Below are 20,467 nucleotides of genomic sequence, written 5' to 3'. Positions count from 1 at the left end.
GGTTCGAGTCCCCTCAGATCCACCAAAAACCCCTGATGAATCGCAAGATTCTCAGGGGTTTTCGCGTTGCTGAGGGGCCTGTGGAAGGCCCATGCGGCCTTTTTGGGGCTCTTTTCGATTCGGCGGACGGCTTCCACAGGCATCCACATCCGGATCCCACTGACGGTCGGCATCGCGGCATGACGCGCACTCCTACGGAGTATGAGCAGATCACCGCAACCCAACGTCCCGGCCTACCGATTCGTCGAGAACCTCGGCGACTACCTCAGCGTCGACGAGCTCGCGCAGTACCTCCAGCTGTCCAGGGAGACGATCTACCACTGGCGGCTCGAGGGCGTTGGCCCGAAGGCCACGAAGCTCGGCAAGCACCTCAGGTACAGCCGCGAGAACGTCGCGGCCTGGCTGAGGGATCGGACGGACCGACGGTGACGGCGTTGACGGAGCGTCTGCTCTGCTCCAGCAGAGGACGAACACCATGGCACGACGCAAACTGGAGCCCGGATCGCACGGCGAGATCTCATTTCAGGAACTGCCGGCCGGGCGGGTGCAGGGCACCATCCGATTCCGGCGCCTCGACGGGACTCACGGCCGGCTCCGGACCCGGGCCTCTTCCAAGGCGCAGGCACGTAGGACCCTCCTCGAGCTCGTTCGTGAGGAGTACGAGGCCGTCCCCGTTGTGCCCGGTGGGCTGACGCGGGACTCGCCGTTCATCGACCTCGCTCGCGAGTACATGGAGCATGTGGCCTTCACCGGCGAGCAGCGCGACACCACGCGGCACGAGAACCTCAGGTTGATCGAGAAGAAGCTCTCGCCGCTCATGGGCGCGCTCACGCTTCGGGAGATCAAGGCGACGACGGTGCTGCGGGTCTACAAGGAGATCCACGCAGACACCCCTCGGCAGGCCGACACGTGTAAGGCGCTGATCAGCCAGATCTGCTCGTACGCCGTCATGAACGACCTCATGCTCGCGAACCCGGCGCGCGAGGTGAAGAGCGTGAAGCGTCGGCCGAAGCCGATCTACGCGCCGGACGCGATGCAGCTGAGCGAATTCCGCTCGATCATCCGCGACTTCCAGGAACGCGAGGATCGGCTGGGACCGAGACCGTCGGACCTCCTGGGCGATGTCGTCGACCTGATCCTGGCCACCGGCGCGCGGGTCAGCGAAGCCGTGGGGCTCAAGTGGCAGTTCGTCGACCTCGACACGACCCCGCCGCAGGTGACGATCGCCGGCAAGATCGTCGACTCGAAGGGACAGGCGAAGCGGTATGAGGACTATCTGAAGTCCGAGGCCGGGTGGCGAGTCGTCACTATCCCCGTCGAGCTGGTGCCGATGCTCCGGCGCCGCAGGCTCGCCGGCGGTGGGAACGAATTCGTCTTCCACACGCGGACGGGAGCGCCGAACGGCACGCAGGATGTCCACCGAGCCCTGCGGAGGGTTCGCGAATGGGCCGGCCTCGATCAGGAACTCGTGCCCCACGCGCTCCGGAAGTCCGCGGTGACTGCAGTGGCGGATGCTCTGGGCATCGAAGGGGCCGCGCAGTTCGCCGGGCACAAGCGATCCCGCGTGACCGAGCAGTACTACGCAAAGCGTGCGGTGCTGGCGCCGGATACGTCGACCGTTCTTGGCGCGCTGCAGCAGTCGCGGCAGCAGGATGGCGCGGTGCTCGACATGACCGCCGGCCGGGATGGCGACGAACGGGGCGCACGCGCGGCTGAACGATGAGCGGATCGTGGTGGGCCTGCACGGTGCCCAGGGCTCGAGACTCTATCAGCGAGATGGATCGAAACCCGTTTCGGACCTGCGCCGGCGTGCCAAGTCCGCCATGACGCTCTCTGCAAAGTCCGCGTCACGATCGGCGATAGTTGCGTCCTCGACTGCATCGGCGGTGGCCTCGCCAGGCCAGGTGGTCTGTCGCGTTGGTCGGTCGCGGTCGAGTCGCGTGCCCGAGATCGCGACCCAGTCGTGGAGGCGTTGACGGGCGTCGGCGAAGTCGCGGTGCCAGCCGAATGGCGCGGAGGCGTGCTGGTCGGGGTCATAGGCGCTGAGCCAGTGCAGGTGGAGAGCGGAGAGTTCCCATACGAGCTCGGGGTGGCGGTGCCAGAAGGGTGGCACGACGGACGCTGGCAGGCCGTAGGTTCGGCGGAGCCAGTTGACCCAGCGGTTGAGTTCCATCCATTCGATTTCTGCTTCCTCGGCGGTGAGGAGGTTCCAGTTGATCGGGTGGGGCGGCTCGGGCGTCAGCGGTCCGTCGAGGTCGTCGAACGCGTCGGCTCCGACGGCGCCGTCGTCGACCTGCCAGGGGAAGGAGGCATCCGCCATCTTCGACTCACAGCCCGAGGTTTGAACGGTCGTCCCGCACGAGCGCGGGCCGGCGGGATGCCAACGCATCGGGTGCAGCGTGCTCGACGGTCGGTCCGGCCCGGCGGGAGCGGTCGACGTCGTAGTTCGTGCGGGCGAGGTCATGGCCGATCTTCTTCGCCACGAACTCCTCGCGCTCGACGATCGCACCCTCGCGCTCGACCTCGAACGTTCGGACATAGCCCTCGGCGACGAAGCTGTCACCCTTCGCGAAGCGAGCGAGTGCGCGGTCCGCGGTGGCGCGGTAGGTCACGAGGTCGTGGAAACTCGGCTCGAGCTCGCTGAACGTACCGTCGTCCTCGCGGCGGAAGTGCGGCTGGCCGACGCGGACATAGAAACGCGTGTCGCCGCTCTCGGTGACCGACTGCTGCGGATCCGAGGCGATGAACCCGGAAAGCGACTGCTGCGTGTGAAGAGCCATGGGACCCAACCTCCTGTTTCGCGAGCGGCCACATGGTCGCTCGCGAAACAGGTGTGCCGCCAGCGTCACGACCGTGAACTCGAGGGCGCCCTGTCGGGTCATGTTCGAATGCGGCCCCTTCATCGAACGCCAGTGCGGGCACGTCAATTGAGATCCCAGGGGCGTGCAAATCATTGAGCGGTTGGTGCGAGGTCCACTTATCAGTTCGGGACCCGCATTCGGGCTGCGGGGAACCCTCAACCGACACCAACGGCCGGGTGAGAGCGGCCAAAGAGCTCGGCCGCTTCACTGTCGGGGATTGGCGCTAGCGTCGATTCGTGATCGAGATTGCCCGAACCCGCCGCACGTCCAGTGCCTCGGCCTCGTTGTACTTCGAACGCTGGTGCGCTATCGAAACACACCCCGAGTGGGCGCCGAGCATGGAGTACTTCAACCTGTCAGAACCCTTCGGCGCGGGCGCCGGCGGAGTCCTGAAGACGGTCGGTGGTCAAGAATCGCCGTTCCGTATCACGACGGTGGGGCCGGGCTTTGTTTATGCCGACACCACCGAACTCGATGGGGCGGAGTTGACCGTGCACCACGAGGCCGTCGAAGGGCTCGACGGTACCGAGGTCACACTGTCTGCATGGGTCGACGGGCCAGGCGAAGCGCAACTAGCAAGGGAGATGTCTGACGAGGTTCAGCACAGCTGCGAGCGCGACCTGGCCGCGCTCGCAGCGCTGCTCGAGGGCTAGCATCAGTCGGCGAACCAGGCGACGGTGCCAGCGGACGCGGAGACACGATCGAACGAGCGCTGCTGGTTTCCCAAGCGCTCAGGAAACCGTCTCACGTTGCTCGTTCGCGGACCCCGGCGCGGTCGAGGAGCTGCCACAGCACCTCTCCGGCCATTTGTCCGGCTGACTGGCGCAGGTTGCGCAGCCGGCAGTCAACGCCAAGCGAATTGCTCGACGAGCCACCCGGGCGGCCCACCAGGCATCAGATCCCCGCTGCCTCGGGTTCGTCCGAGCATTTCCACTGCAGGGGCCTCAGTGCCGTCTGGACGCCATGTCACCCAGCGGGCGAAGGGGGTGAGCCACAGGAAGTATGGCTCCTTTGCTGGGTCGTTGCTTCCGGCCGCAACGACTTGGTCGGGCGCGGTGGCACGGTAGAAGTTCAGGCCCTGGTCGTCCGTGCCACGAGCTGCGGTCACCTTCACTCCCAATGCCATCGCGATGTGCCGTGCGACGCCGGGCAGAACTGGCGGACTCCCCGTGCCGAGCAGATTGAACCGGAGCTGGTAGGCATTCATCGCAGGATCGGTGTCCCCGATGAACCGAGCCGTTTCGAAACCGCACCGGCACCCCCACACCTGCCACAGTGCGTCGGCGCGGTGCTTCGCCCGGAGCGCGTCCAGACGCTGTGGGTCGATGTGATCGAGCACTGGGGGAATGAGGGCGTCCTCAGCAACCAGCGCTGCCCTAGCTCTTGCCAGCGCCGAGCCCGCTGCAGAGTTCCAGGCGGCCGCAGCCGCGGCTGCGCGGCTACCCCCATCGAAGTCATACGCGAGGAAGAGTCCTACAGCGATTCCGTGTGTCACGACATGCACCTGCCGCACCGGCCGGGCAGCACGCAGGATCTCGTCGAGGATCCGGTCTTTGTGCCAGGCCTGCCGGACGAGAACCTGGTCTGCGGGATACTGACCTTTCACACACGAAGCAATCGTCGTGGCCGTCAGTTTCATCTGCTGGTTCGCATCGTTCCCATCTGGCCACGCGGGGGTTTGGCCGTCTCCTGAGTACCCGTAGAAGACGAGAACAGTTGCTATCGGTGACGCGACAAGGCGAAGTTCGCTTGGTGACCATTGCTGGTCCAACGCGGTCCAGTTGTCCAGCTTTACTCCGGAGACTCGATGGAATTGCCCGGAGATTGCCGCCGCCGACACCAGCTGAAGCGAGTCGCCAGCGGGCATCGTCGCGCCCTGCGGATCGACGATCAATCGGCCAGAGAGGTCGGCGTTCCCGGTGACACTCAGGCTGGAGGCACGGTTCGCGCCGGCGACGTTCCCTATCAAGATCCGCAGAACCGCCTTTGGCGTCTGCGAGTAGAACCCACGCACTTTCAGGGTGCCCGGACCTGCTCCTTGCCGAGGGATAGTTGCCCCCGACTGGATGACGTCGGCAGAGACCGTGCCGGCGCCCTGAAGCGCGCCTCCTGCCAGAACGATCGGGGATGTGTCAGAGACGGTTGCGCCATCTGCCACTTCGAGTACCCCGCGAGCACCCTGCGCGAACGCACGTCGCGTATGGTGCATCGCTAACGTCCCGCGAGCGACATGGATCGTCCCGTCGTTTCGGATCGGCACATCCTCAATGTCGACTGTCCCGTCGTCCTCGAGTCGGACAACACCGCGGTTGCGGATCGCAAACGTCCGCCCCTCCTTGAATTGCGCGCCCGCGCGCAACCGCGCCTCTCCATTGATATCGAGTCGTCCGTTGTCGGTGTCGTGCTCACCGGAGCCGAAGTCTGCGGCGCCGGCCACCGTTACGACACCCTTGCCGAAGGTGCGGGTGTTGGAGCCTGCAGACCTGAGGATGCCGCCTGGGTTGATAGTGACGCGCCCGTCTATCGTCCCGCCCGTCCAGAGAAGCTCCCCATCTGTCTTTAGGTGTTGAGGAGCGACAGCCCCGATGAGCTTCTTTGCGAGGCGTCCGGAGTGGGTGTCTTCAATGCTCCCGTCGCGGAGCTCGAGGACGGATCCACGGGCGAACTGCACGGTCGGCTCAACGTAGAGCCGGCCGCCCGCTTCCACAACGACTCGCCCGCTGCGGACAACGCAAGTCCCGGCGAGAACCACCGGTTGAATGAAGCCCCTGAGGCTGAGCGCCGCGTTTCCCGCGATCGCAAGAGTCCCGGTCGCCCGGAAGAGCATCTCGGTGACGCTGAGCTCACCGTCTCGGACGACCAGCATGCCGCTGACGAGCAGCGCCGGGTTCGCCCCGCCTCCGGCCCAAGCGATGGAAGACGTCCCGGTGGATGTGAGTGTCCCCTTGACTTCGATGCTTGCTCCGAACGAGCAGTCGACCCTCGCGCCGTCGATCACCCCATTTCCGATCACAAGCGAGCCCGTCATCCCTTTCGGGGCAGGTCCACTGATGGTGACCCGCGCGTTCAAAGGCGCGTCTATTCCGCGATGCTGACCTCCGCTCCAGAAGAAGGACTCGCGCACGCGAAGCGGCGACTCGAGGAGGCCTCCTGAAAAGTCGAATCGTTCAACGGTAGCGCCAGATGGTGGGACACACGCCCAGTTGGTTCTGCCGTCGAGTACGAGAGTGTCGTCGGAGCCGGGCGGCGAGCCGCCATCCCAGTTCTTCGTCCGATCCCACCGTGTGGTGCGATCCCCGCCTGTCCAGACGCACGTCGACATCGCGGGCCCCCAACGCTAACGACACTCGAACACACGTGACTGACAGCCCATGTAGTCTTCGAGGCTGATTCAGCCGGGCGCAACCCTGAAGCGCCTACGTGCGAGTATCCCACTCGGGGAGCGGAACGCGCTTCTCCCCGCACACGACCATCGCAGTGTGCGCCGTGCCTGAGAGTCGACCGGACAGCGACCGTCTACCGGGCGGTTCAGCCGGACGGCTCGTCGAGGGGATTGGGTAGGTAGGCCGTAATGTCGATCGGTTGTGTCGGTGGCAGCGCGGCCGCGGCGGCATCGATTCGGTAGGTCTTCATCGGTCTCTCCTTTGCGTGCTGATCAGACAGTCAGGTGCAGGCTGGCGCGTATCTGCAAGTGGTGGACGCACCTCGGTTGGTGGGCGCTTCAACTGGGCGTGCGATCGTGCGCGACCGGTGGGTGGAGCGATGCCGCGGAGGTCCGCCACATGAGTCGGAGTGCGTCGAGGACGTCGTCGGGTTCGACGTGGGCGGAGTCGGCGGCCGTGATGAGGTCGCGCAGACGTCGCACGATCGGACCGGGTAGTACCGCGGGGCCGTCGGCGACGCGGGTGCCGGCGCCGGTTCGGGTGACGACCAGGCCGTCGCGTTCCAGCAGTTTGTATGCCTTCGCGGCGGTGCCTGGGGCTACGCCGAGGTCGGCGGCGGTTTGGCGCACGGTTGGAAGTCGTTCGCCGGCGCCGAGCTGCCCGGACACGATCAGTCCACGGAACTGGCGGTAGATCGCCAGCGCGGGACTGCTCTCGTCCGACGCAGGGGCGGCCGGTTGGGCGGTCATCGTGCCGCCGCGGTCTCGACGACCGGATCCGCGTTCGGTGTCGCGTGGTGGCGTGACCGTGCGATGCGGAGGTCGCTCACCGCTAGCAGGAGCACGGAGAGCGCGGTGATCTCGACTGCGGGCGCGAGCCAGCCGGCGGCGAGGGCGAACTCGGCGTACCGCCAGGTGGTGTCGAACGTCTGTTCCTGCGCTCCGTCTTCGATGACCACCCGCGAAATCTTGCCTGCCTCGGCGATGAACCGCCATGCTCCGCCGAGCGCGAGCAGCATTCCGCCGGCCGCGATTCGGGCGATGGCGGTCGCGGTGCGGGTCCGGGCCAGGCGCTCGACGTTCACGGTGTCCGCACGACGGTACGGGCGGTACGCGTTGGCGCTCAAGGCAAGCCAGGTGACCGCGACCAGGGCGACGGTGCAGATGAGCACGGGCACCCCGAAGTCCCAGCCGTAGAACCAGGGCCTGACGGTAGGCATCGACGCGTTCGGCGCGATGAGGTCGAGGTAGATGAATCGACCGGCTGCGTCGGCCGAGGATGCCGAGCCCGCCGCGATCGTCGTCCCGACCAGCGCGACCGCTGACACGCTCAGCCCGATCAGGCCCATCTTCCCGCTGAAGCTCGCCCAGGTGCGTCGAGTCGGCGCGAGGACCGGTTGCTCCGTCCGACCGGACCGCTTGGACGCGATCACGACGAATGCCGCGGCGACACCGACTGCGGCCGCGAAGACCGGGGTCGCGTACTTCCACCACTCGACGATGTTCACCAGATCGAACAGGTATCCCGGCACGTGGTAGACGAAGACGAACGCCACGATGACCGCACCCGCAGCGACACTGAGCGTGACGCGCTCCGCCCGGTACCACGCCTCGACCGCCGGAGCCGACCCGACCGATCCACGCTCGACCTGTCGGTCTTCGCGGATCCTGGCGACGATCAGAATCACGGGCGTAACCAACGCCGCGACGACCAGCGAGAACGTCTGGATCGAGAAGGCGATGCTCAACAGGCCGACAAAGCCGATGCTCGAGAGTGATTCGTAGGGGGGCATTGCGCGACTCCATCCTGAAAGTTGTGACGCATGTCTAGCACAATTTGTACCGAGTGGGCGACACAATGCGTGGGCAGCCCTGCGTACGGCCACGCCAGAGGGGCAAGGGCGCTTGCGCGATCATGCGCCTGGCAGCGGCCAAGTTTGGCATCCGGGCAGGACCCGGAACGTGGAATGCTCAGGTCACTGCATTTGCCGAGAAGGGGCCCTCAATGAAGCCTGGTACTAGAGGCCTGGTCCTGGGCGCCGGCATGGCGGCCGTCGGAATCGGCCTTGTGTTCGCAGCGCTGTTCTCGCATTCGAGCCGCGTGTTCGCGCTGGACCACCTCGCCGGCACCGAGCATCACGACCTGATGGTCGAGCTCAGCGCTGCCACCCCGACCGAACGCTGGCTACTCACTCTTGGGGCGTTGATACTCGCGTGCGGGCTGCTGGTCCTCGCGCTCGGTTGGATTCGTCAACTGGCCCTGAACCGCAAGACCGCTGGCGAACGCTCGGGCGCCCGCTAAGGGATCCCGAACGACAGAAGTCACTCAGTCGGTCGCTTCGCTCGCTCGAGTTCCAACGGTGCCTCGACTGCGGTTGCAGTCCGCTCGGACGACTCCCGGATCACACGGAGCGAACCGGTCACACTGATGAGTCCGAGCAGGAACACGACGAGGACGCCCCCGAGAAGAGGATCCATTCTCAGACGCTACCGCCGGTGCATCGGCGGCGGGCCGTTCTCACTGACGGATCGAGATCGGACATAGGGTCGAGGCGTGAAGGAGACGGCATCCTCAGCGGTCGGAAGCATCAGCGTCTTCGCGCTGCTCGTCGTCCGAGGCGTCCTTCTTTGGATGGTCGTCCCGGTCGGCTTCATCGCTTGGATGCCCGTCGGCTGGGTCCTTGGCGTCGGACCTGGTCAGTTCCTCGGATGGGTCGACCTCAATCTGATCGCCGCACTCCAGCGGGTCCTTGTCCGCCGCGTAAATGGCGAGTGGCCAATGCCCCGAGTGGCTTTCGTACCGATCGGCAAGGTGCATTCCGTTCGTCATCGCGTTAGCGTCATCGATCCCGTCTGAGGGCGTCGTCATTGAGGGATCGGCTACTCGACGGCGACGGCCCAAGGCGAAGCCAACGACGGCAGCAAGTCCGATGAGGCCCACGATCGCGAGGACCCCGCCGACGATGGCTGCCTGCGACAGGACGATGAACCCGCCGGGGACGAACACCGCATCGGAAAGCGGCTGGTAGGCGAACCATCCGAATGACGCTGATGCCTGAGGCGCAAGGAGGATCACCAGCACACCGGTGACCACGAGAACGCCCGAAAGGATGAGCGCGACGAGTAGGGACGCCGGCATTCGCTGCATGGCGCCACAATACTGAGCACGCCGCCTGCACGCTCGCAGTGAGGGATCCGAACTAGGCGTTCTTCGCGATCATGGATCGCACGAAGCGCTGCGTATCGATCCACTCGCCGACGTCGCCGAGTGCCTCATCAGGAAGTGTCCAGTCGCTCGGCAACGCGACGAAGGAACGCGCGGCGTAGATGGTGCGCTGATTCACCTGCTGAGCGGACAGGTACTTGCGCGCGTCGCCATGATGAAGATGAAGCGCTACCTGTGTCGTGAGCGGAATAGTGAACGACGCCGCCTGATGCTGCGGGACTCCAATTCCGTGCTTCGCCCAGTTCTTGGCAGTTTTGTCGTAGGCCGCCTCGTACTCGGGCGCGACCCCGTACTGCGCCGCAAACCCGTCTGATACCACGAGGCGCGGTTTCTCGTACCGAAGCACATCCCACCTGAGATAGCCCAAGACGGAGACCATCGAGTCCCATTGATCCTTCGGTCTTGCGTACTCGTCCTTCGATGACTCCCAGGCACGGAGTACGTTTCTGGCCGTGACGTCAAGGATGGCGGTTTGCGTTTCGAGAGCGGAGCCCGTCATCGACTCCGCTTCAAGCCTGGCCTTCAGGTACCCCATGAGGGCGCGGCTTCTGTTGTGCTGCAGGCTCGCGAGCCATGGAAGCGCCGGATAGTCCTTGAGATCGACCGTTAGCTCATTCGAGGCCACCAGCTTCGCGATATCATCTGCGGCCGCTCCTTCGAGACTCGACATCCATTGCTCCAGGAACTCGCGGTCCACGGTCCCGTCCGGACGGACGCGGTTGTGACCGCCCTTAACCTGCCCGAGCCCCAGCGTCTTCGACGTGTAGGTGGCTTCGCGGTCAATGGCAAACACACGGAGGCTTCCGTCGGCGGATGCAAACTTGCGGAGCAGCATCTGCGGAACGAAATGATGCTTCTTGGGTGCCGTCACATCCTTAGTATCGTGTGTCGCGTTCATTCGCCGCGGTAGATGCGCGGCAGCGATCCCCGCGGGTTAGCGGCTGGTTCGCGCAACGCGTCGATTTGGACGCCACGCTGGCCTGCGCCCCACCGCTCGCCACGGAGCCTCATGCGGGCGATGCCCGCAAGGGGATCGTGCCTGCGATCGCGATCGTGAGCCACGAATACTGCCCGTCGGGAGAAGCTCATAGTCCGGATCGATGAGCAGGGATGTCATGCGGCTCAAGGCCGCGGCACGGGCCCGTGATCGAATGGCCGGTGGTGCTGCGTCGCACGGACGTGGGCGAGGTGGACGTTCTCGGCCGCGGTTCGGAGCCGATCGAATCGGCCGATCGGATTCCCTCGGTACTGGGCGAGGTAGTAGACGTCCGTGCCTTGGCGGGTGATGCGGATGCCGCCGTAGGTGTGGCCGTCGGCGTCGCGCAGGGTCCAGAAGCCTGGGCGGTTCTCGTCGGCGTTGAGGAGCGGGTGCCACTTGTCGGGGCCGTGCTGTCTGGCGTTCATCGTGATGTCCTCCGGCGGGGCGGTGGTCGCTTCCTGGTAGAGGCTCCAGACCATCTCGGCGCAAAGGCGGAGCTCGTCGATGGGGAAGTAGCCGATGAAGTCCCGCGTGGCGTCATCCGCTGCCCACGTGTCGGCGCGGAGCAACGGTCGCGGCGGGTAGCCGGCGTTAACGGTTCGGATGACGGCAATGCGCCGGCTGCCGTCGAACTGCAGCCAGGTCCCGGGTCGGACGCCCCGGAGCTTCGGCTGCCAGTACCGCATGCTTCGAACATACATTCGAAGACTGATGTCCGGAACTCAGTTGTCATCCACCGACGGCGTGTCAGTTGGCACCGCGCGTGGAGGCATCCTCAGGAGCTGCTCGATCTCGGTTCGATGAGCCCGCAGCTGCGAGGCATCCGCTCGGTTCGTCCACATGCGCAACTTGGCGATGACCGGGGGAGCGGCGCGCAGCAGGATGAGCCCGGTGCCGAAGGGAAGCGTTCGGATGGCGTCGGGCGGCATGGTTGCCACGCGGCGGGTCGAGCGCTGCGAGGAGCGGGATCCGCGGTCGCCGACGGTGGTGGCGTCGGTTGCTTCGTCGCGCTCGCCGATGAGGGTCGAGAGGTCTTGCAGGTCGCGTGAGTTGGATGCTCCGCCGAGGACGATCTTCACGATGGAGGAGTCCCAGATCGCGTTGGCGGCGTTGTCGCTCCACTTGGTGCGGGCCTGTGCCAGGGACTGCAGGACGGGCATCGTGGTGATGCCGGTGCCGCCGCCTTCGGCCATCAGGCTCGGGAGTGAGGGCAGCGGTGCGAGGTTGCCGATCTCGTCGAGCGCGAGCAGGAGTGGCGGGTCGAGGCGTGCGCCGGCGTTGCGGGCGGCCATCCTTCGGGCGGTCTCGATTAGGTCTTCGACGAATGCCGAGACGAGGGCGGCGGAGTTGTTCGCGCCGGCGCCGGTGGCGAGGAGGTACAGGGTGCCGTTGCTGCGGAGGAACTGTTCCGGGTCGAAGGCTTCGCCGTCGCCGGGGGAGACGGCGTCGAGCACGCGGGGGTCGGCGAGGGCGCCGAGTGAGAGCGAGACGCCTTGCCAGATGGCGTCGCGGGTGCGGGGGTCGGCTTCGAGCATGGCCTGGAGTGAGTCGCCCCAGCCGGTCGCGGCGTTCGGGTTGCTCAGCAGGATGGAGACGGCGTCGTGGGCTGCGGACGGGTCGAGGGTCCACCGGAAGAGCTCTGCGGGTGGGCGTCGGTCCAGGGCCGCGGCATGCAGCAGTGATTGGAGGGCGGTACGGGTCTTGGCTTCCCAGAAGCCGCCGGCGTCGACGCCGCCCGCGGAGAGCCCGGTTCCGGCGGCGAGCCCGGTCGCGCGGATCATCGCGGTGAGCGGGTCCTCGCAGCCGCGGATCGGTGACCAGCGCAGGCCGGCGGGGACGCCCGCCGCGAGTTGCTGCGGGTCGAACACCGCTACGGGGCCGACCCGCTGCCGGGCGCGGATGGTGACGGTGAGGTTGTCGGGTCGGGTGGAGGTCGTCACGACCGGTCCGGGCGCGTCGAGGATCGCGTTGATCACGATGTGCGCGCCTTTTCCGGATCGCGGCGGGCCGATGACGAGCATCGAGTCTTCAACGCTCGCCCAGACGGTGGTGCCGCGGGCGTGGCCGAGCGCGTAGCCGACGTCGGTCGGGCGTGCGTCCGTCAGGGAAGGGCGCAGGTGTGCGGCGCGCTTCATGAGTGCTGAGCGGGAGGCGGCCCGGGTCACCTCGGCGCGTGTCGCGATGCCAGCGAGCCGGTGCGGGTCGAGCTTGCGCGCGCGAGACGTGCGGCGAAGCATCCGCCACACCCAGGCCGCCGCGCCCATCGCGATCGTGATGAGCACGACGGCGGTGAGCCAGAAGGCGACGGGCTGCAGTCCGGGGGCCTCGAGGGCAGCGGATGGATCGGCCGGGTTCAGGAGCACGGCGAGCCCGGTCTCGGGCCCGCCGGCCGGCTGAGCGAGCCCGGTGGCCCAGGCGGCGATCGTTCCGGCGACTCGGAGCAGGAGGGCGAGTCCGGTCGCGCCGATCAGGAGCGCGATGCCGAGGTTGGCGAACTCGTCGCCGAGCGTGCCCGTTCGCGTCGCGGTCATTGGTCGAGTCTCGGTGGCCGGGTTCAGAGCACCAGGCCGGGACCGGCTCGATCGAAGCGTCGGGTGGGGGAGTAGGCGAAGATGCGGTCGCCGGAGAAACCCGAGGTCGAGTCGAGCAGGTCGGTGACGTCCTGTGCGTCGGTCACGAGGCTCGCCACGCCCTCCTGGATGAGCCGGTGGCATCCGGCACTTGCTGCGCTGGTCACCGGTCCGGGCACGGCGCCGACGGGCCGGCCAAGCGAGTGGGCCTGCCCGGCCACGCTGAGGGATGCCGACCGGTGCCCGGCCTCGACGACGACGGTCGCGCCGGAGAGCACCGCGAGAATCCGGTTCCGCTGCTGGAACCGCCAACGGGTGGGCGTCGCGCCCGGGGGCAGTTCGCTGACGATCAGGCCGCCGGTCTCGGCGATGCGGTCGAAGAGCTGCTCGTTCCCGGCGGGGTATGCGCGGTCGAGGCCGCTCGCGAGTATGGCGACGGTGGATCCGGGGGATGTCGCGGTCGCGGCGCGGTGTGCCGCCCCGTCGATGCCGTACGCCCCGCCGGAGATCACGACGCGTCCTTGCGCGGCCAGGTCGGAGACGAGCTCGGTGGCGACGTGATCGCCGTAGCTCGTCGACGCGCGTGCGCCGACGACCGTGACTCGCCCGGGCAACGGTGAGGCGAGCAGGCTCGGGTTGCCCTTGAGCCAGAGCGCGATCGGCGCGCCCGCGCCGAGTTGCTGGAGCTCGCCGGGCCAGTCGACGTCGTCCGGTGTAAGCAGCCGAAGGTCGTGGCGTTCCATGTCCGCGCGAATCCGCTCGAGCTGACCGGGGTTGAGTCGTGGCGCGAGTCGTCGCCGCCACAGCTCGCCCTCGGCGGGATCCACGCCGTTCGGCAGCCGGTCGCCGGTCGTGACCAGTTCGACAGTGGCAGTCGCGCCGACGTGCGCGACCAGGGTCCCGGTGATGATGTCATTCGGCTCGGACAGGGCGGCGAGCATCATCCTCGCTTCGCGGTTCTGCATGGCGCTCTCGGCCATCTGGGGTGCCTCCTCGTGCATGGGTGTCATCGGTTCGCGGTCATCCGGGCCGTGGTGTCGAACGCCGCGAGCTCGTCGGGGTGGAGCTGGTGCTGGACGACGAAGCTGCGGTCCTTGACCCGCCAGAGCCCCTGGCCTGTCCCGAGTGCGGGCAGGAGCTGCTGCTCGGTGCCGCTGAGTCCGAGAGCTGTCGCCGTGGAGCCGAGTTGGTCGGGTTCCTGCCGGTAGACGATCCGGGTCTCCGCGTTCGCGAGTAGGGAGGACGCGAGGGCACGCATGGCGGATCCGGAGTCGCCGACGTTGTCGAGGTCGCTGAGCTTGTGGAAGATCAGCATGTTCGCGATGCCGAAGTGGCGGGCGAGCCGCCACTGCGCGTCCATGCGGCGCAGTAGCGCCGGGTAGGCCATCAGCCGCCAGGCCTCGTCGTAGACGACCCAGCGTTGGCCGCCGGCGGGATCGGCGAGGGCGGATTCCATCCACGCCGACGAGCACGTCATCAAGACCGAGATGAGCGTCGAGTTCTCCGCGACTCGGGAGAGGTCGAGGGAGACCATCGGCAGCGACGGGTCGAACCGGACGGTCGATGGTCCGTCGAACAGACCGGCCAAGTCGCCGGCCACGAGCCGACGCAGCGCGTGGCCGACGAGCCGGCCGTCCTCCGCGAGCCGGCCGTCGCGGTCGTCGCCCGCGGGGGGCTCGAGGATGCGGTCTACGACCATCGGCAGGATCGGCACCTCCGCGCTTCGGACGGCGTCGGCGAGTGCGAGGTCGACCGCGGTGTGCTCGAGCGGGGTCAGCGCGCGGTCGAGCACGGTTTCGGCGAGTGCGCCGATGAGTTCGCGGCGCCGTGACGCGAGTTGCGCGGTCCATTCGGAGTCTGATGCGGATGCCGCGCGGTGGCCTTCATCGAGGGGGTTGAGGCGGTTGCGGAGGCCGTGGCCGAGGATGATGGCCTTGCCGCCGACGGCCTCGGCAACGGGCGTGTGCTCGCCCTTGGGATCGCCGGGAACGTAGACGCGGCGGCCGAACGGCAGCGACCGGGTGTAGAGCGACTTCGCGAGGGATGACTTGCCCGAGCCGACGATCCCGGCGAGCACGATGTTCGGGGCGGTGATCATCCCGCGCTGGTACAGCACCCACGGGTCGTAGACGAAGGAGCCGCCTGAGTACAGGTCCTGCCCGACGAAGACGCCGGCCGATCCGAGCCCTGCCTCGGCGAGGAACGGGTAGTGCCCGGCGAGCGTGGCGGAGGTGTCCTGGTGCTTCGGGAGCTTCAGCCGGCTCGGCATCCGGAGCTGTTCCGGGCCGACGTCGCCGGCGGCTGGGAGGTAGGCGGCCGATCGGGCTTCCGCTCGCTCGGCCTGCCACCGCTGGCGTGCCTCGAAGGTCTTCGCGCGCCGCGCATCCGCCTCGATCTGCGCGCCGTGCGCTTGCGTGCGCGGCGGTCGCTGCGGTGCTCGTCGCGTGGTACGGCGAGTGCCGCGGTGTGGAGCCGTTCGTCGACGGTGTTCACAGTGCGATCGCATGCCGGGAGCGGTGGGCCGACAGTGCCGGGTCGGCATCCCAGTGGTGCGGGACGGTGTCACGGAATGGTGCGGAGGTCTCGACGGATGCGCCCGGCGCGACCGTACCGGCATCCACCAGAGGTTCGTAGCGGCGCAGCAGGGAGACGTACCCGTAGAGCTCGCTGTAGGTGAGCGCGTACGGCGAATCGGGATCCTCGACGGTGCGATCGGCTGATCCCTCGGGGATGCGGTCGTAGACGTAGCCGTTCGCGAGCGCGGCATGCGTCGTGTCGTCGCCGACGTCCCACTGCTTCAGGTACTCGATGGCGGCGGCTTCGCCCTCGCGATCGATCATCGCGAGTAGCTCGCCGGCATCCTCGTCCTGGAGGAAGACGACGCTGATCCATCGGGACGGCGCAGCGCCCCTTCGTCCGTCGATCATGATGACTCCAATCGGATGCCTCGCACGGGAGGTGCCTTGCACAGCAGGTGTGCCGACCTCACACGCTCCGGCACAGTGGCAGCGCGGCCGCGGTGAAGGCCTGAGCCTGCTGGCCGATCAGGCGGCGGACCTCGCACGAGGCTTGGATCGCGGCCTGCTCGATCGTGGACACCGCGGCGTCGAGGTCGTCGATCGTGGGTGCGGTGACGCAGACGAGTCCGGTCGTTCGGAGGACGCCGTGGCCGGCGGTGAGGTCCGCCTCCTGCTGCAGCACGTCTTCGTACTCGGCGCTCGAGGTGGCATCCTCGATCTGGCCGATGCGTCGGCGCTGGTGGGCGTCGCTGATCAGTTCGGTCTTCTTCTTGCGGAGGTCTCGCGCTGCCTGGTCCGCGCGCACGGGGAGGTAGTGCAGCGAGACCGTGCGGAGCACGCCGTTCGTGAAGACGAGCGGCGAGAGGAACCCGGGGTAGACCTGCGAGCGTGGCCACTCGCTGATCCAGAGCACGGCGTGGAATGCGCTGTCGGTGCGGAGCCGGTCCCAGCGTTCGGCGACGGCGACCGGCCCGGCAGCGTCCAGTGAACGTCCGACGTCCGGATGGCGGTCGAGGTCGACGCCGACGGCTGGGTCGTAGGCGGTGCGCAGGATGCTTGCGAGTTCGTCGGCGGTGAGCCATCCGCCTACGGTCAGGTCGGCGGCGCGGAGCGCGCCTGTCAGCGCTGCCATCTCCTGTCGGAGCACGGTCGCCGCGCCGCGCATGCCGCCGCCGGAGGTGCGAACCTGTCGGGAGGCGGCCTTCAGGTCGAGGGAGAGGCTGATGGTGGTCGCGTGGCGTTCGCCGGCCGGGCCGGCGCGCTCGATGAGGTCGCGGTAGGTGGATGACGCCCAGCTGTCGTCTTCGATGCCGTGGCGTTCCCACCACTCGGCGAGCCCGGTGCCCGAGTCGGGGAGCGTGCGCTCGGTGACCTGCAGCCGTGCGATACGGCCGGACCTGCAGGCGCCGGCGAGGACACGACCCCAGCCGGCGACGCGGCGATGCTGTTCGCCGGGATCGAGGAGCGCGAACGCCGGGTGCGACACGGTGACGATCGCGGTGAGCGTCTGCGCGTGGGGGTCGTGGATCATGACGGCGCCCGATTCGGGGTCGTTCCACTCCCGCAGTGCGGCGGCGTCGCCGGGCAGGGCGAGGGTGCCCGCCGGCCGCGGCTTAACGATGCGGCGACGGTAGGTGAGCTGGCCGTGCGCGGCTCGCCATACCCAGCGGCTGACGATCGGTACCCATTCGACGACCTTCCGGCCGCCGATCGGGATCGTGGCCAGGGCGGCTGAGGTTACCCAGATCGGGCTCGTCCAGGCGACTCCCGTCGCGCCGGCGGAGTACAGCGAGACGACGAGGGTGAGCACGGCGATCGAGAGTGCGACGAGCTGGGGGAGTGAGAGGCCGAGCAGGATGCCTCGTCGGGTGAGCCGTGAGAACTGCACCGGCGCGAGCGGGAAGGTGGCGTTCGTGTCGGAGCCCATGGCTAAACGTCCTTTCGTGCGCGGCCGGCCGCAGAGGAAGCAGCATCCGGCCAGGGTTCGGGAGTCTTCGGCTTCGTGGGGCCGGCGACCGGCGGCGGCGCGCTCGGTGGCATGGTCGTGCCGGGGTCACCGGCGGCTGCCGAGTGCGCGTCAGCGGTATCGCCGACGGCGTGGCCGACGGATGAGCCGGCTTTCGCTGTCGCCGATACGACGGCAGCCCCAGCCGCGACGCCGGCGCCCACTCCGCCCGCGGCCGCTCCTGCGGTGGATGCGCCGGTGCCTGCGGATGCGCCCTGTGCAGCCGGTCCCGCCATTCCGCTGCTCGGAGGCGCCGACCCGCTGGGTCCGATACCGCGTGGCGATCGACCTGCGGATGTTCCGCCTCGACCGAACGCGGAGGCGGGGCCACGACCGCCGGTGCTCGCGCCAGCGCTGCCATCCTCGGAAGGCCCCAGGATCTTCTTCGCGCTGTCGGTCATCGGCCCGCTCGGCACGGGGACCGGACGGTTCAACGCCGACTTCGCCTCCTGCTCACTCGACATCGCGTGATACATGTCCAGACCGACGAAGTTGAGGAACTTGTACGTGATGTACGGCGCGAACGCGGCGATGAACATCAGCACGATCCCGGCAATCGGGTCACTGATCGAGGCCAGATCCGCATCGATCGGCGCAGAGACCTGCGCGACCGCGACCAGAAAGATCACGACCAGCACGAGCTTGGACAGGAGCAACGCGATCACGAACGCGACCCACTTCGAGAACCAACCCTTCGCGGCATCCCACGTCGCACCCGCCAGCGCGACTGGACCGAACACGATCGCGACAAGCAGCAGCGCCTTGCGGATCAGCAGTGAGAACCACACGATCGCCGCCGCGCTGATCGCGAGAGCGGACAAGAAGATCGTCACGATCGCACCGACTCCCGGCGCGCCGATGTTGATCGCCGCGAGTCCGGACGCGAGCAGAGCGATCCGATCGGCCTCACGGATCTCTCGCTTCGTACGAGCGAGCTCGATCGGCTCGACCTCGCGCCCGAACGCGCCATCATCATCGAGAACGAAATCACGTTCCTCAGCGTCACCGTTCCACAGGGCGGCGTGCTGCTCTGGGGGAAAGGCTACGATGCGAACCAGCCCGCGAGCCTCAGTTGGCTGCGGGGCACCCCAGTCGCCTATTGGGGCGATATCGACACGCACGGATTCGCAATCCTGAATCGAGTACGCACCCACCTACCGCAAGCGACTTCACTGCTCATGGATAGGGCGACGCTACTTGCGCACGAAGACCGCTGGGGGCAGGAAGCTTCGCCGACCTCCGCCTCGTTGTCCGACTTGTCCCATGCCGAATCCGCGCTCTACGAGGACCTCGTCACCGATCGGTTCGGCGCGTCGGTCAGACTGGAGCAGGAGCTCATTGACTGGAAATGGGTGACCGAGGCACTGGGCGATTGAAACGGAGGGTATGGCGTGCCTCTAGTGCAGGAGTCGAGCCTAGGCGATCCTGAGCTGTGTTCTTGGTTCTAGTCAATCGATGAGCCTGGAGGATTCGTGCGACTCTCAAGCGAGCGCCCGAGGACTGAATCCTGTTGGCACGGCGGGGCCCCTGCCCGGCTGACCAGAGCACGTTGCCCGACGTCTGTGGCTGTTGCGGCTCTCTTCATTCGCAGACACAGAATCGACCTCGCTTTCGATCCGTACTTCAAGCAAGGATGGAACACGATGAACAGGGGCAGACCCCGTCGCCCTATCGTGTTGGGCATGGTTGATGCCGAACGTCCCGAGAAGTACCGATTGTCGTTTCTCGTCGGAGAGATCGTCCGCAACGACGTTTCGACCGAGAACGAGACCCGGATGCTGTGGCGTCGGGGCAGACCCTGTCCGACGCACCGGATCACACGCTCAGTATAGTCCCGCAGCGGATTCCGCCTTAAGAAGTGCGCGAGCACTGGAATGCTGCACTGGATCCCGTAAGAGATAATGACCTCGAGGACGCCTATCGCATGCTGTCAGTCACCGAATGGGTCAGCGCCGTTCGCGCGCGAAGAAATCGGGTGCCGTGGACATAGCTAGGTGATGCCCACGGTGAGCATGTCCTATTAAATGAGGACTACTCGACTGCCGGATCGACGAGTAAAAAGACGTAAGGTCGGCTCCTTCGAATCAGATGCCTTCGAAATCCACGCTCCACGGCGGATGACACCGCGCGCTCCGGGACTCCGCGCTCATGTGTTCCCACATTCGGTGCTGCGTTCACGCCCGTCGCCGGCATCCGGATACGAGAGAGGCGGCGAGCCGATGATCGAGGTCGTACTCGTGGCTCCGGTGCGTGCCTATCGGGAGGCGATCACCGCCGCGTTCGCGGTCGGCGAGGAGTTCCACATCGTCTCCCACGGTCAAACGGTGGTGGAGGCGATGTCGTGCGTCGCCCCACGCCACCCGCACGTCACACTGGTCGACTTCGCTCTCAGCGACTTCCTCGGGGTGCTGCGCGCCGCCCGCGGCCTGGCGCCTTCGACGCTGCTGGTCGGCTACGGCATCGACGTGTCACGGCACCAGACGGATCTCGTCCTCAGAGCGGCCGAAGCGGGTCTGACCGCGTTCGTCGAAGCCGAGCAGCCCATCGACGATATCGCCGCGGCCGTCCGGCTCGCGCTCCGGGGCGAGTCCTCCTGCAGTCCACGGGTCGCGACCATCCTGCTGCAGGCGATGCGCCGGCATCCGGAGCCGCCTCGCAGCCCGCTCGCGGTCATCGGCGCTGCGGAGCTCACGCCGCGGGAGCGCGTCGTCGCCGACCTCGTCGCGCGAGGGCTGACGAACAGGCAGATCGCGTCTCGCCTCGTCGTCGGCGAGTCGACGGTGAAGACACACGTGCACTCCGTCCTCGCCAAGCTCGGCGTCGCGCACAGGACAGAGATCCCGGTCGGGATCGACGCCTTCGTTCCCGCCACTCGCGCGTCTCACCCGGTGGAGGTGGAGGTGGAGTCGCGACCGTAGATCGCGC

Annotated in this window: 18 protein-coding genes and 1 pseudogene; 6 read left to right on the top strand and 13 right to left on the bottom strand. The window is 67.2% G+C overall.

Annotated elements, in window-relative coordinates:
- The first annotated feature begins 201 nt into the window (after window positions 1–201).
- Both GJ743_RS18380 and GJ743_RS18375 read left to right on the top strand, forming a co-directional pair.
- The gene (locus tag GJ743_RS18380; protein ID WP_155053358.1) at window positions 202–429 is read left to right on the top strand and encodes a helix-turn-helix domain-containing protein; all 228 of its coding nucleotides are present in this window, start codon (window positions 202–204) and stop codon (window positions 427–429) included.
- Between the two features lie 46 nt (window positions 430–475).
- Entirely contained in the window at window positions 476–1,723 is a 1,248-nt protein-coding gene (locus GJ743_RS18375; protein ID WP_155053357.1) for a tyrosine-type recombinase/integrase, read from the top strand.
- A gap of 45 nt (window positions 1,724–1,768) precedes the next feature.
- On the opposite strand, the gene GJ743_RS18370 is transcribed toward GJ743_RS18375, so the two are convergent.
- Both GJ743_RS18370 and GJ743_RS18365 read right to left on the bottom strand, forming a co-directional pair.
- Window positions 1,769–2,320: a hypothetical protein gene (locus GJ743_RS18370; RefSeq protein ID WP_155053356.1), complete on the bottom strand. Its 552-nt coding sequence runs from the start codon at window positions 2,318–2,320 to the stop codon at window positions 1,769–1,771.
- A gap of 7 nt (window positions 2,321–2,327) precedes the next feature.
- On the bottom strand, window positions 2,328–2,780 hold the full coding sequence (locus GJ743_RS18365; protein ID WP_155053360.1) for a single-stranded DNA-binding protein: 453 nt from the start codon (window positions 2,778–2,780) through the stop codon (window positions 2,328–2,330).
- A gap of 317 nt (window positions 2,781–3,097) precedes the next feature.
- Between GJ743_RS18365 and GJ743_RS18360 the strand changes: the two genes are divergently transcribed.
- Window positions 3,098–3,514, top strand: coding sequence for a hypothetical protein (locus tag GJ743_RS18360; RefSeq protein WP_155053355.1), 417 nt, complete (start codon window positions 3,098–3,100; stop codon window positions 3,512–3,514).
- Between the two features lie 191 nt (window positions 3,515–3,705).
- Here GJ743_RS18360 and GJ743_RS18355 read toward each other — a convergent pair whose 3' ends face one another.
- The 3 genes from GJ743_RS18355 to GJ743_RS18345 all read right to left on the bottom strand — a co-directional run bounded on the left by GJ743_RS18355 (window position 3,706) and on the right by GJ743_RS18345 (window position 8,036).
- Window positions 3,706–5,859: a hypothetical protein gene (locus GJ743_RS18355; protein WP_155053354.1), complete on the bottom strand. Its 2,154-nt coding sequence runs from the start codon at window positions 5,857–5,859 to the stop codon at window positions 3,706–3,708.
- 723 nt (window positions 5,860–6,582) lie between these two features.
- On the bottom strand, window positions 6,583–6,993 hold the full coding sequence (locus GJ743_RS18350) for a GntR family transcriptional regulator (protein WP_155053353.1): 411 nt from the start codon (window positions 6,991–6,993) through the stop codon (window positions 6,583–6,585).
- On the bottom strand, window positions 6,990–8,036 hold the full coding sequence (locus GJ743_RS18345) for a hypothetical protein (protein ID WP_155053352.1): 1,047 nt from the start codon (window positions 8,034–8,036) through the stop codon (window positions 6,990–6,992). Before GJ743_RS18345 ends, GJ743_RS18350 begins: the two co-directional genes overlap by 4 nt.
- A 212-nt stretch (window positions 8,037–8,248) precedes the next feature.
- On the opposite strand from GJ743_RS18345, the gene GJ743_RS18340 reads away from it, so the two are divergent.
- A complete protein-coding gene (locus GJ743_RS18340) occupies window positions 8,249–8,545 on the top strand; it encodes a hypothetical protein (protein ID WP_155053351.1) in 297 nt (98 codons plus the stop codon).
- Window positions 8,546–8,815: 270 nt separating this feature from the next.
- Here GJ743_RS18340 and GJ743_RS18335 read toward each other — a convergent pair whose 3' ends face one another.
- The 8 genes and pseudogenes from GJ743_RS18335 to GJ743_RS18300 form a co-directional block, all read right to left on the bottom strand.
- Window positions 8,816–9,391 carry a hypothetical protein gene (locus GJ743_RS18335; protein WP_155053350.1) on the bottom strand — a complete coding sequence of 192 codons (576 nt, stop codon included), beginning with the start codon at window positions 9,389–9,391 and terminating at the stop codon, window positions 8,816–8,818.
- A 52-nt stretch (window positions 9,392–9,443) separates the two neighbouring features.
- Window positions 9,444–10,340 (bottom strand): DUF4238 domain-containing protein, encoded by an 897-nt coding sequence (locus tag GJ743_RS18330; protein WP_196217062.1) that lies wholly within the window; start codon window positions 10,338–10,340, stop codon window positions 9,444–9,446.
- A gap of 251 nt (window positions 10,341–10,591) precedes the next feature.
- Window positions 10,592–11,134 carry a hypothetical protein gene (locus tag GJ743_RS18325; protein WP_155053348.1) on the bottom strand — a complete coding sequence of 181 codons (543 nt, stop codon included), beginning with the start codon at window positions 11,132–11,134 and terminating at the stop codon, window positions 10,592–10,594.
- 36 nt (window positions 11,135–11,170) lie between these two features.
- Entirely contained in the window at window positions 11,171–12,979 is a 1,809-nt protein-coding gene (locus GJ743_RS18320) for a type IV secretory system conjugative DNA transfer family protein (RefSeq protein WP_155053347.1), read from the bottom strand.
- Between the two features lie 23 nt (window positions 12,980–13,002).
- Window positions 13,003–13,998 (bottom strand): DNA-processing protein DprA, encoded by a 996-nt coding sequence (dprA, locus tag GJ743_RS18315; protein ID WP_230386914.1) that lies wholly within the window; start codon window positions 13,996–13,998, stop codon window positions 13,003–13,005.
- Between the two features lie 26 nt (window positions 13,999–14,024).
- Window positions 14,025–15,511, bottom strand: a pseudogene (locus GJ743_RS18310) (ATP-binding protein).
- On the bottom strand, window positions 15,508–15,945 hold the full coding sequence (locus GJ743_RS18305) for a hypothetical protein (protein WP_155053344.1): 438 nt from the start codon (window positions 15,943–15,945) through the stop codon (window positions 15,508–15,510). The pseudogene GJ743_RS18310 and the gene GJ743_RS18305 overlap by 4 nt, the downstream one beginning before the upstream one ends.
- Window positions 15,946–16,003: 58 nt before the next feature.
- Entirely contained in the window at window positions 16,004–17,464 is a 1,461-nt protein-coding gene (locus GJ743_RS18300; RefSeq protein ID WP_155053343.1) for an SCO6880 family protein, read from the bottom strand.
- 977 nt (window positions 17,465–18,441) lie between these two features.
- Here GJ743_RS18300 and GJ743_RS19275 point away from each other — a divergent pair.
- Together GJ743_RS19275 and GJ743_RS18285 are read left to right on the top strand one after the other, a co-directional pair.
- A complete protein-coding gene (locus tag GJ743_RS19275; protein WP_328289338.1) occupies window positions 18,442–18,918 on the top strand; it encodes a DUF2220 domain-containing protein in 477 nt (158 codons plus the stop codon).
- Window positions 18,919–19,761: 843 nt separating this feature from the next.
- Window positions 19,762–20,460, top strand: a complete 699-nt coding sequence (locus tag GJ743_RS18285) for a LuxR C-terminal-related transcriptional regulator (protein WP_196217061.1) — start codon at window positions 19,762–19,764, stop codon at window positions 20,458–20,460.
- Window positions 20,461–20,467: the final 7 nt, after the last annotated feature.

Origin of the sequence: Agromyces bracchium (assembly GCF_009709675.1) — a bacterium.
Taxonomy (GTDB): Bacteria; Actinomycetota; Actinomycetes; order Actinomycetales; family Microbacteriaceae; genus Agromyces; species Agromyces bracchium.
Note: the sequence above shows the minus strand (reverse complement) of the source record. Positions and strands in the feature narration are given on the sequence as shown.

Excerpts from the sequence above, each read along its gene's own strand:
- GJ743_RS18325 (WP_155053348.1), bottom strand. The coding sequence starts at position 11,134 with ATGCGGTACTGGCAGCCGAAGCTCCGGGGCGTCCGACCCGGGACCTGG.
- GJ743_RS18300 (WP_155053343.1), bottom strand. The coding sequence starts at position 17,464 with ATGGGCTCCGACACGAACGCCACCTTCCCGCTCGCGCCGGTGCAGTTC.
- GJ743_RS18320 (WP_155053347.1), bottom strand. The coding sequence starts at position 12,979 with ATGACCGCGACGCGAACGGGCACGCTCGGCGACGAGTTCGCCAACCTC.
- GJ743_RS18335 (WP_155053350.1), bottom strand. The coding sequence starts at position 9,391 with ATGCAGCGAATGCCGGCGTCCCTACTCGTCGCGCTCATCCTTTCGGGC.
- GJ743_RS18370 (WP_155053356.1), bottom strand. The coding sequence starts at position 2,320 with ATGGCGGATGCCTCCTTCCCCTGGCAGGTCGACGACGGCGCCGTCGGA.
- GJ743_RS18305 (WP_155053344.1), bottom strand. The coding sequence starts at position 15,945 with ATGATCGACGGACGAAGGGGCGCTGCGCCGTCCCGATGGATCAGCGTC.
- GJ743_RS18345 (WP_155053352.1), bottom strand. The coding sequence starts at position 8,036 with ATGCCCCCCTACGAATCACTCTCGAGCATCGGCTTTGTCGGCCTGTTG.
- GJ743_RS18365 (WP_155053360.1), bottom strand. The coding sequence starts at position 2,780 with ATGGCTCTTCACACGCAGCAGTCGCTTTCCGGGTTCATCGCCTCGGAT.
- GJ743_RS18285 (WP_196217061.1), top strand. The coding sequence starts at position 19,762 with ATGATCGAGGTCGTACTCGTGGCTCCGGTGCGTGCCTATCGGGAGGCG.
- GJ743_RS18340 (WP_155053351.1), top strand. The coding sequence starts at position 8,249 with ATGAAGCCTGGTACTAGAGGCCTGGTCCTGGGCGCCGGCATGGCGGCC.
- GJ743_RS18380 (WP_155053358.1), top strand. The coding sequence starts at position 202 with ATGAGCAGATCACCGCAACCCAACGTCCCGGCCTACCGATTCGTCGAG.
- dprA (WP_230386914.1), bottom strand. The coding sequence starts at position 13,998 with ATGGCCGAGAGCGCCATGCAGAACCGCGAAGCGAGGATGATGCTCGCC.
- GJ743_RS18350 (WP_155053353.1), bottom strand. The coding sequence starts at position 6,993 with ATGACCGCCCAACCGGCCGCCCCTGCGTCGGACGAGAGCAGTCCCGCG.
- GJ743_RS18375 (WP_155053357.1), top strand. The coding sequence starts at position 476 with ATGGCACGACGCAAACTGGAGCCCGGATCGCACGGCGAGATCTCATTT.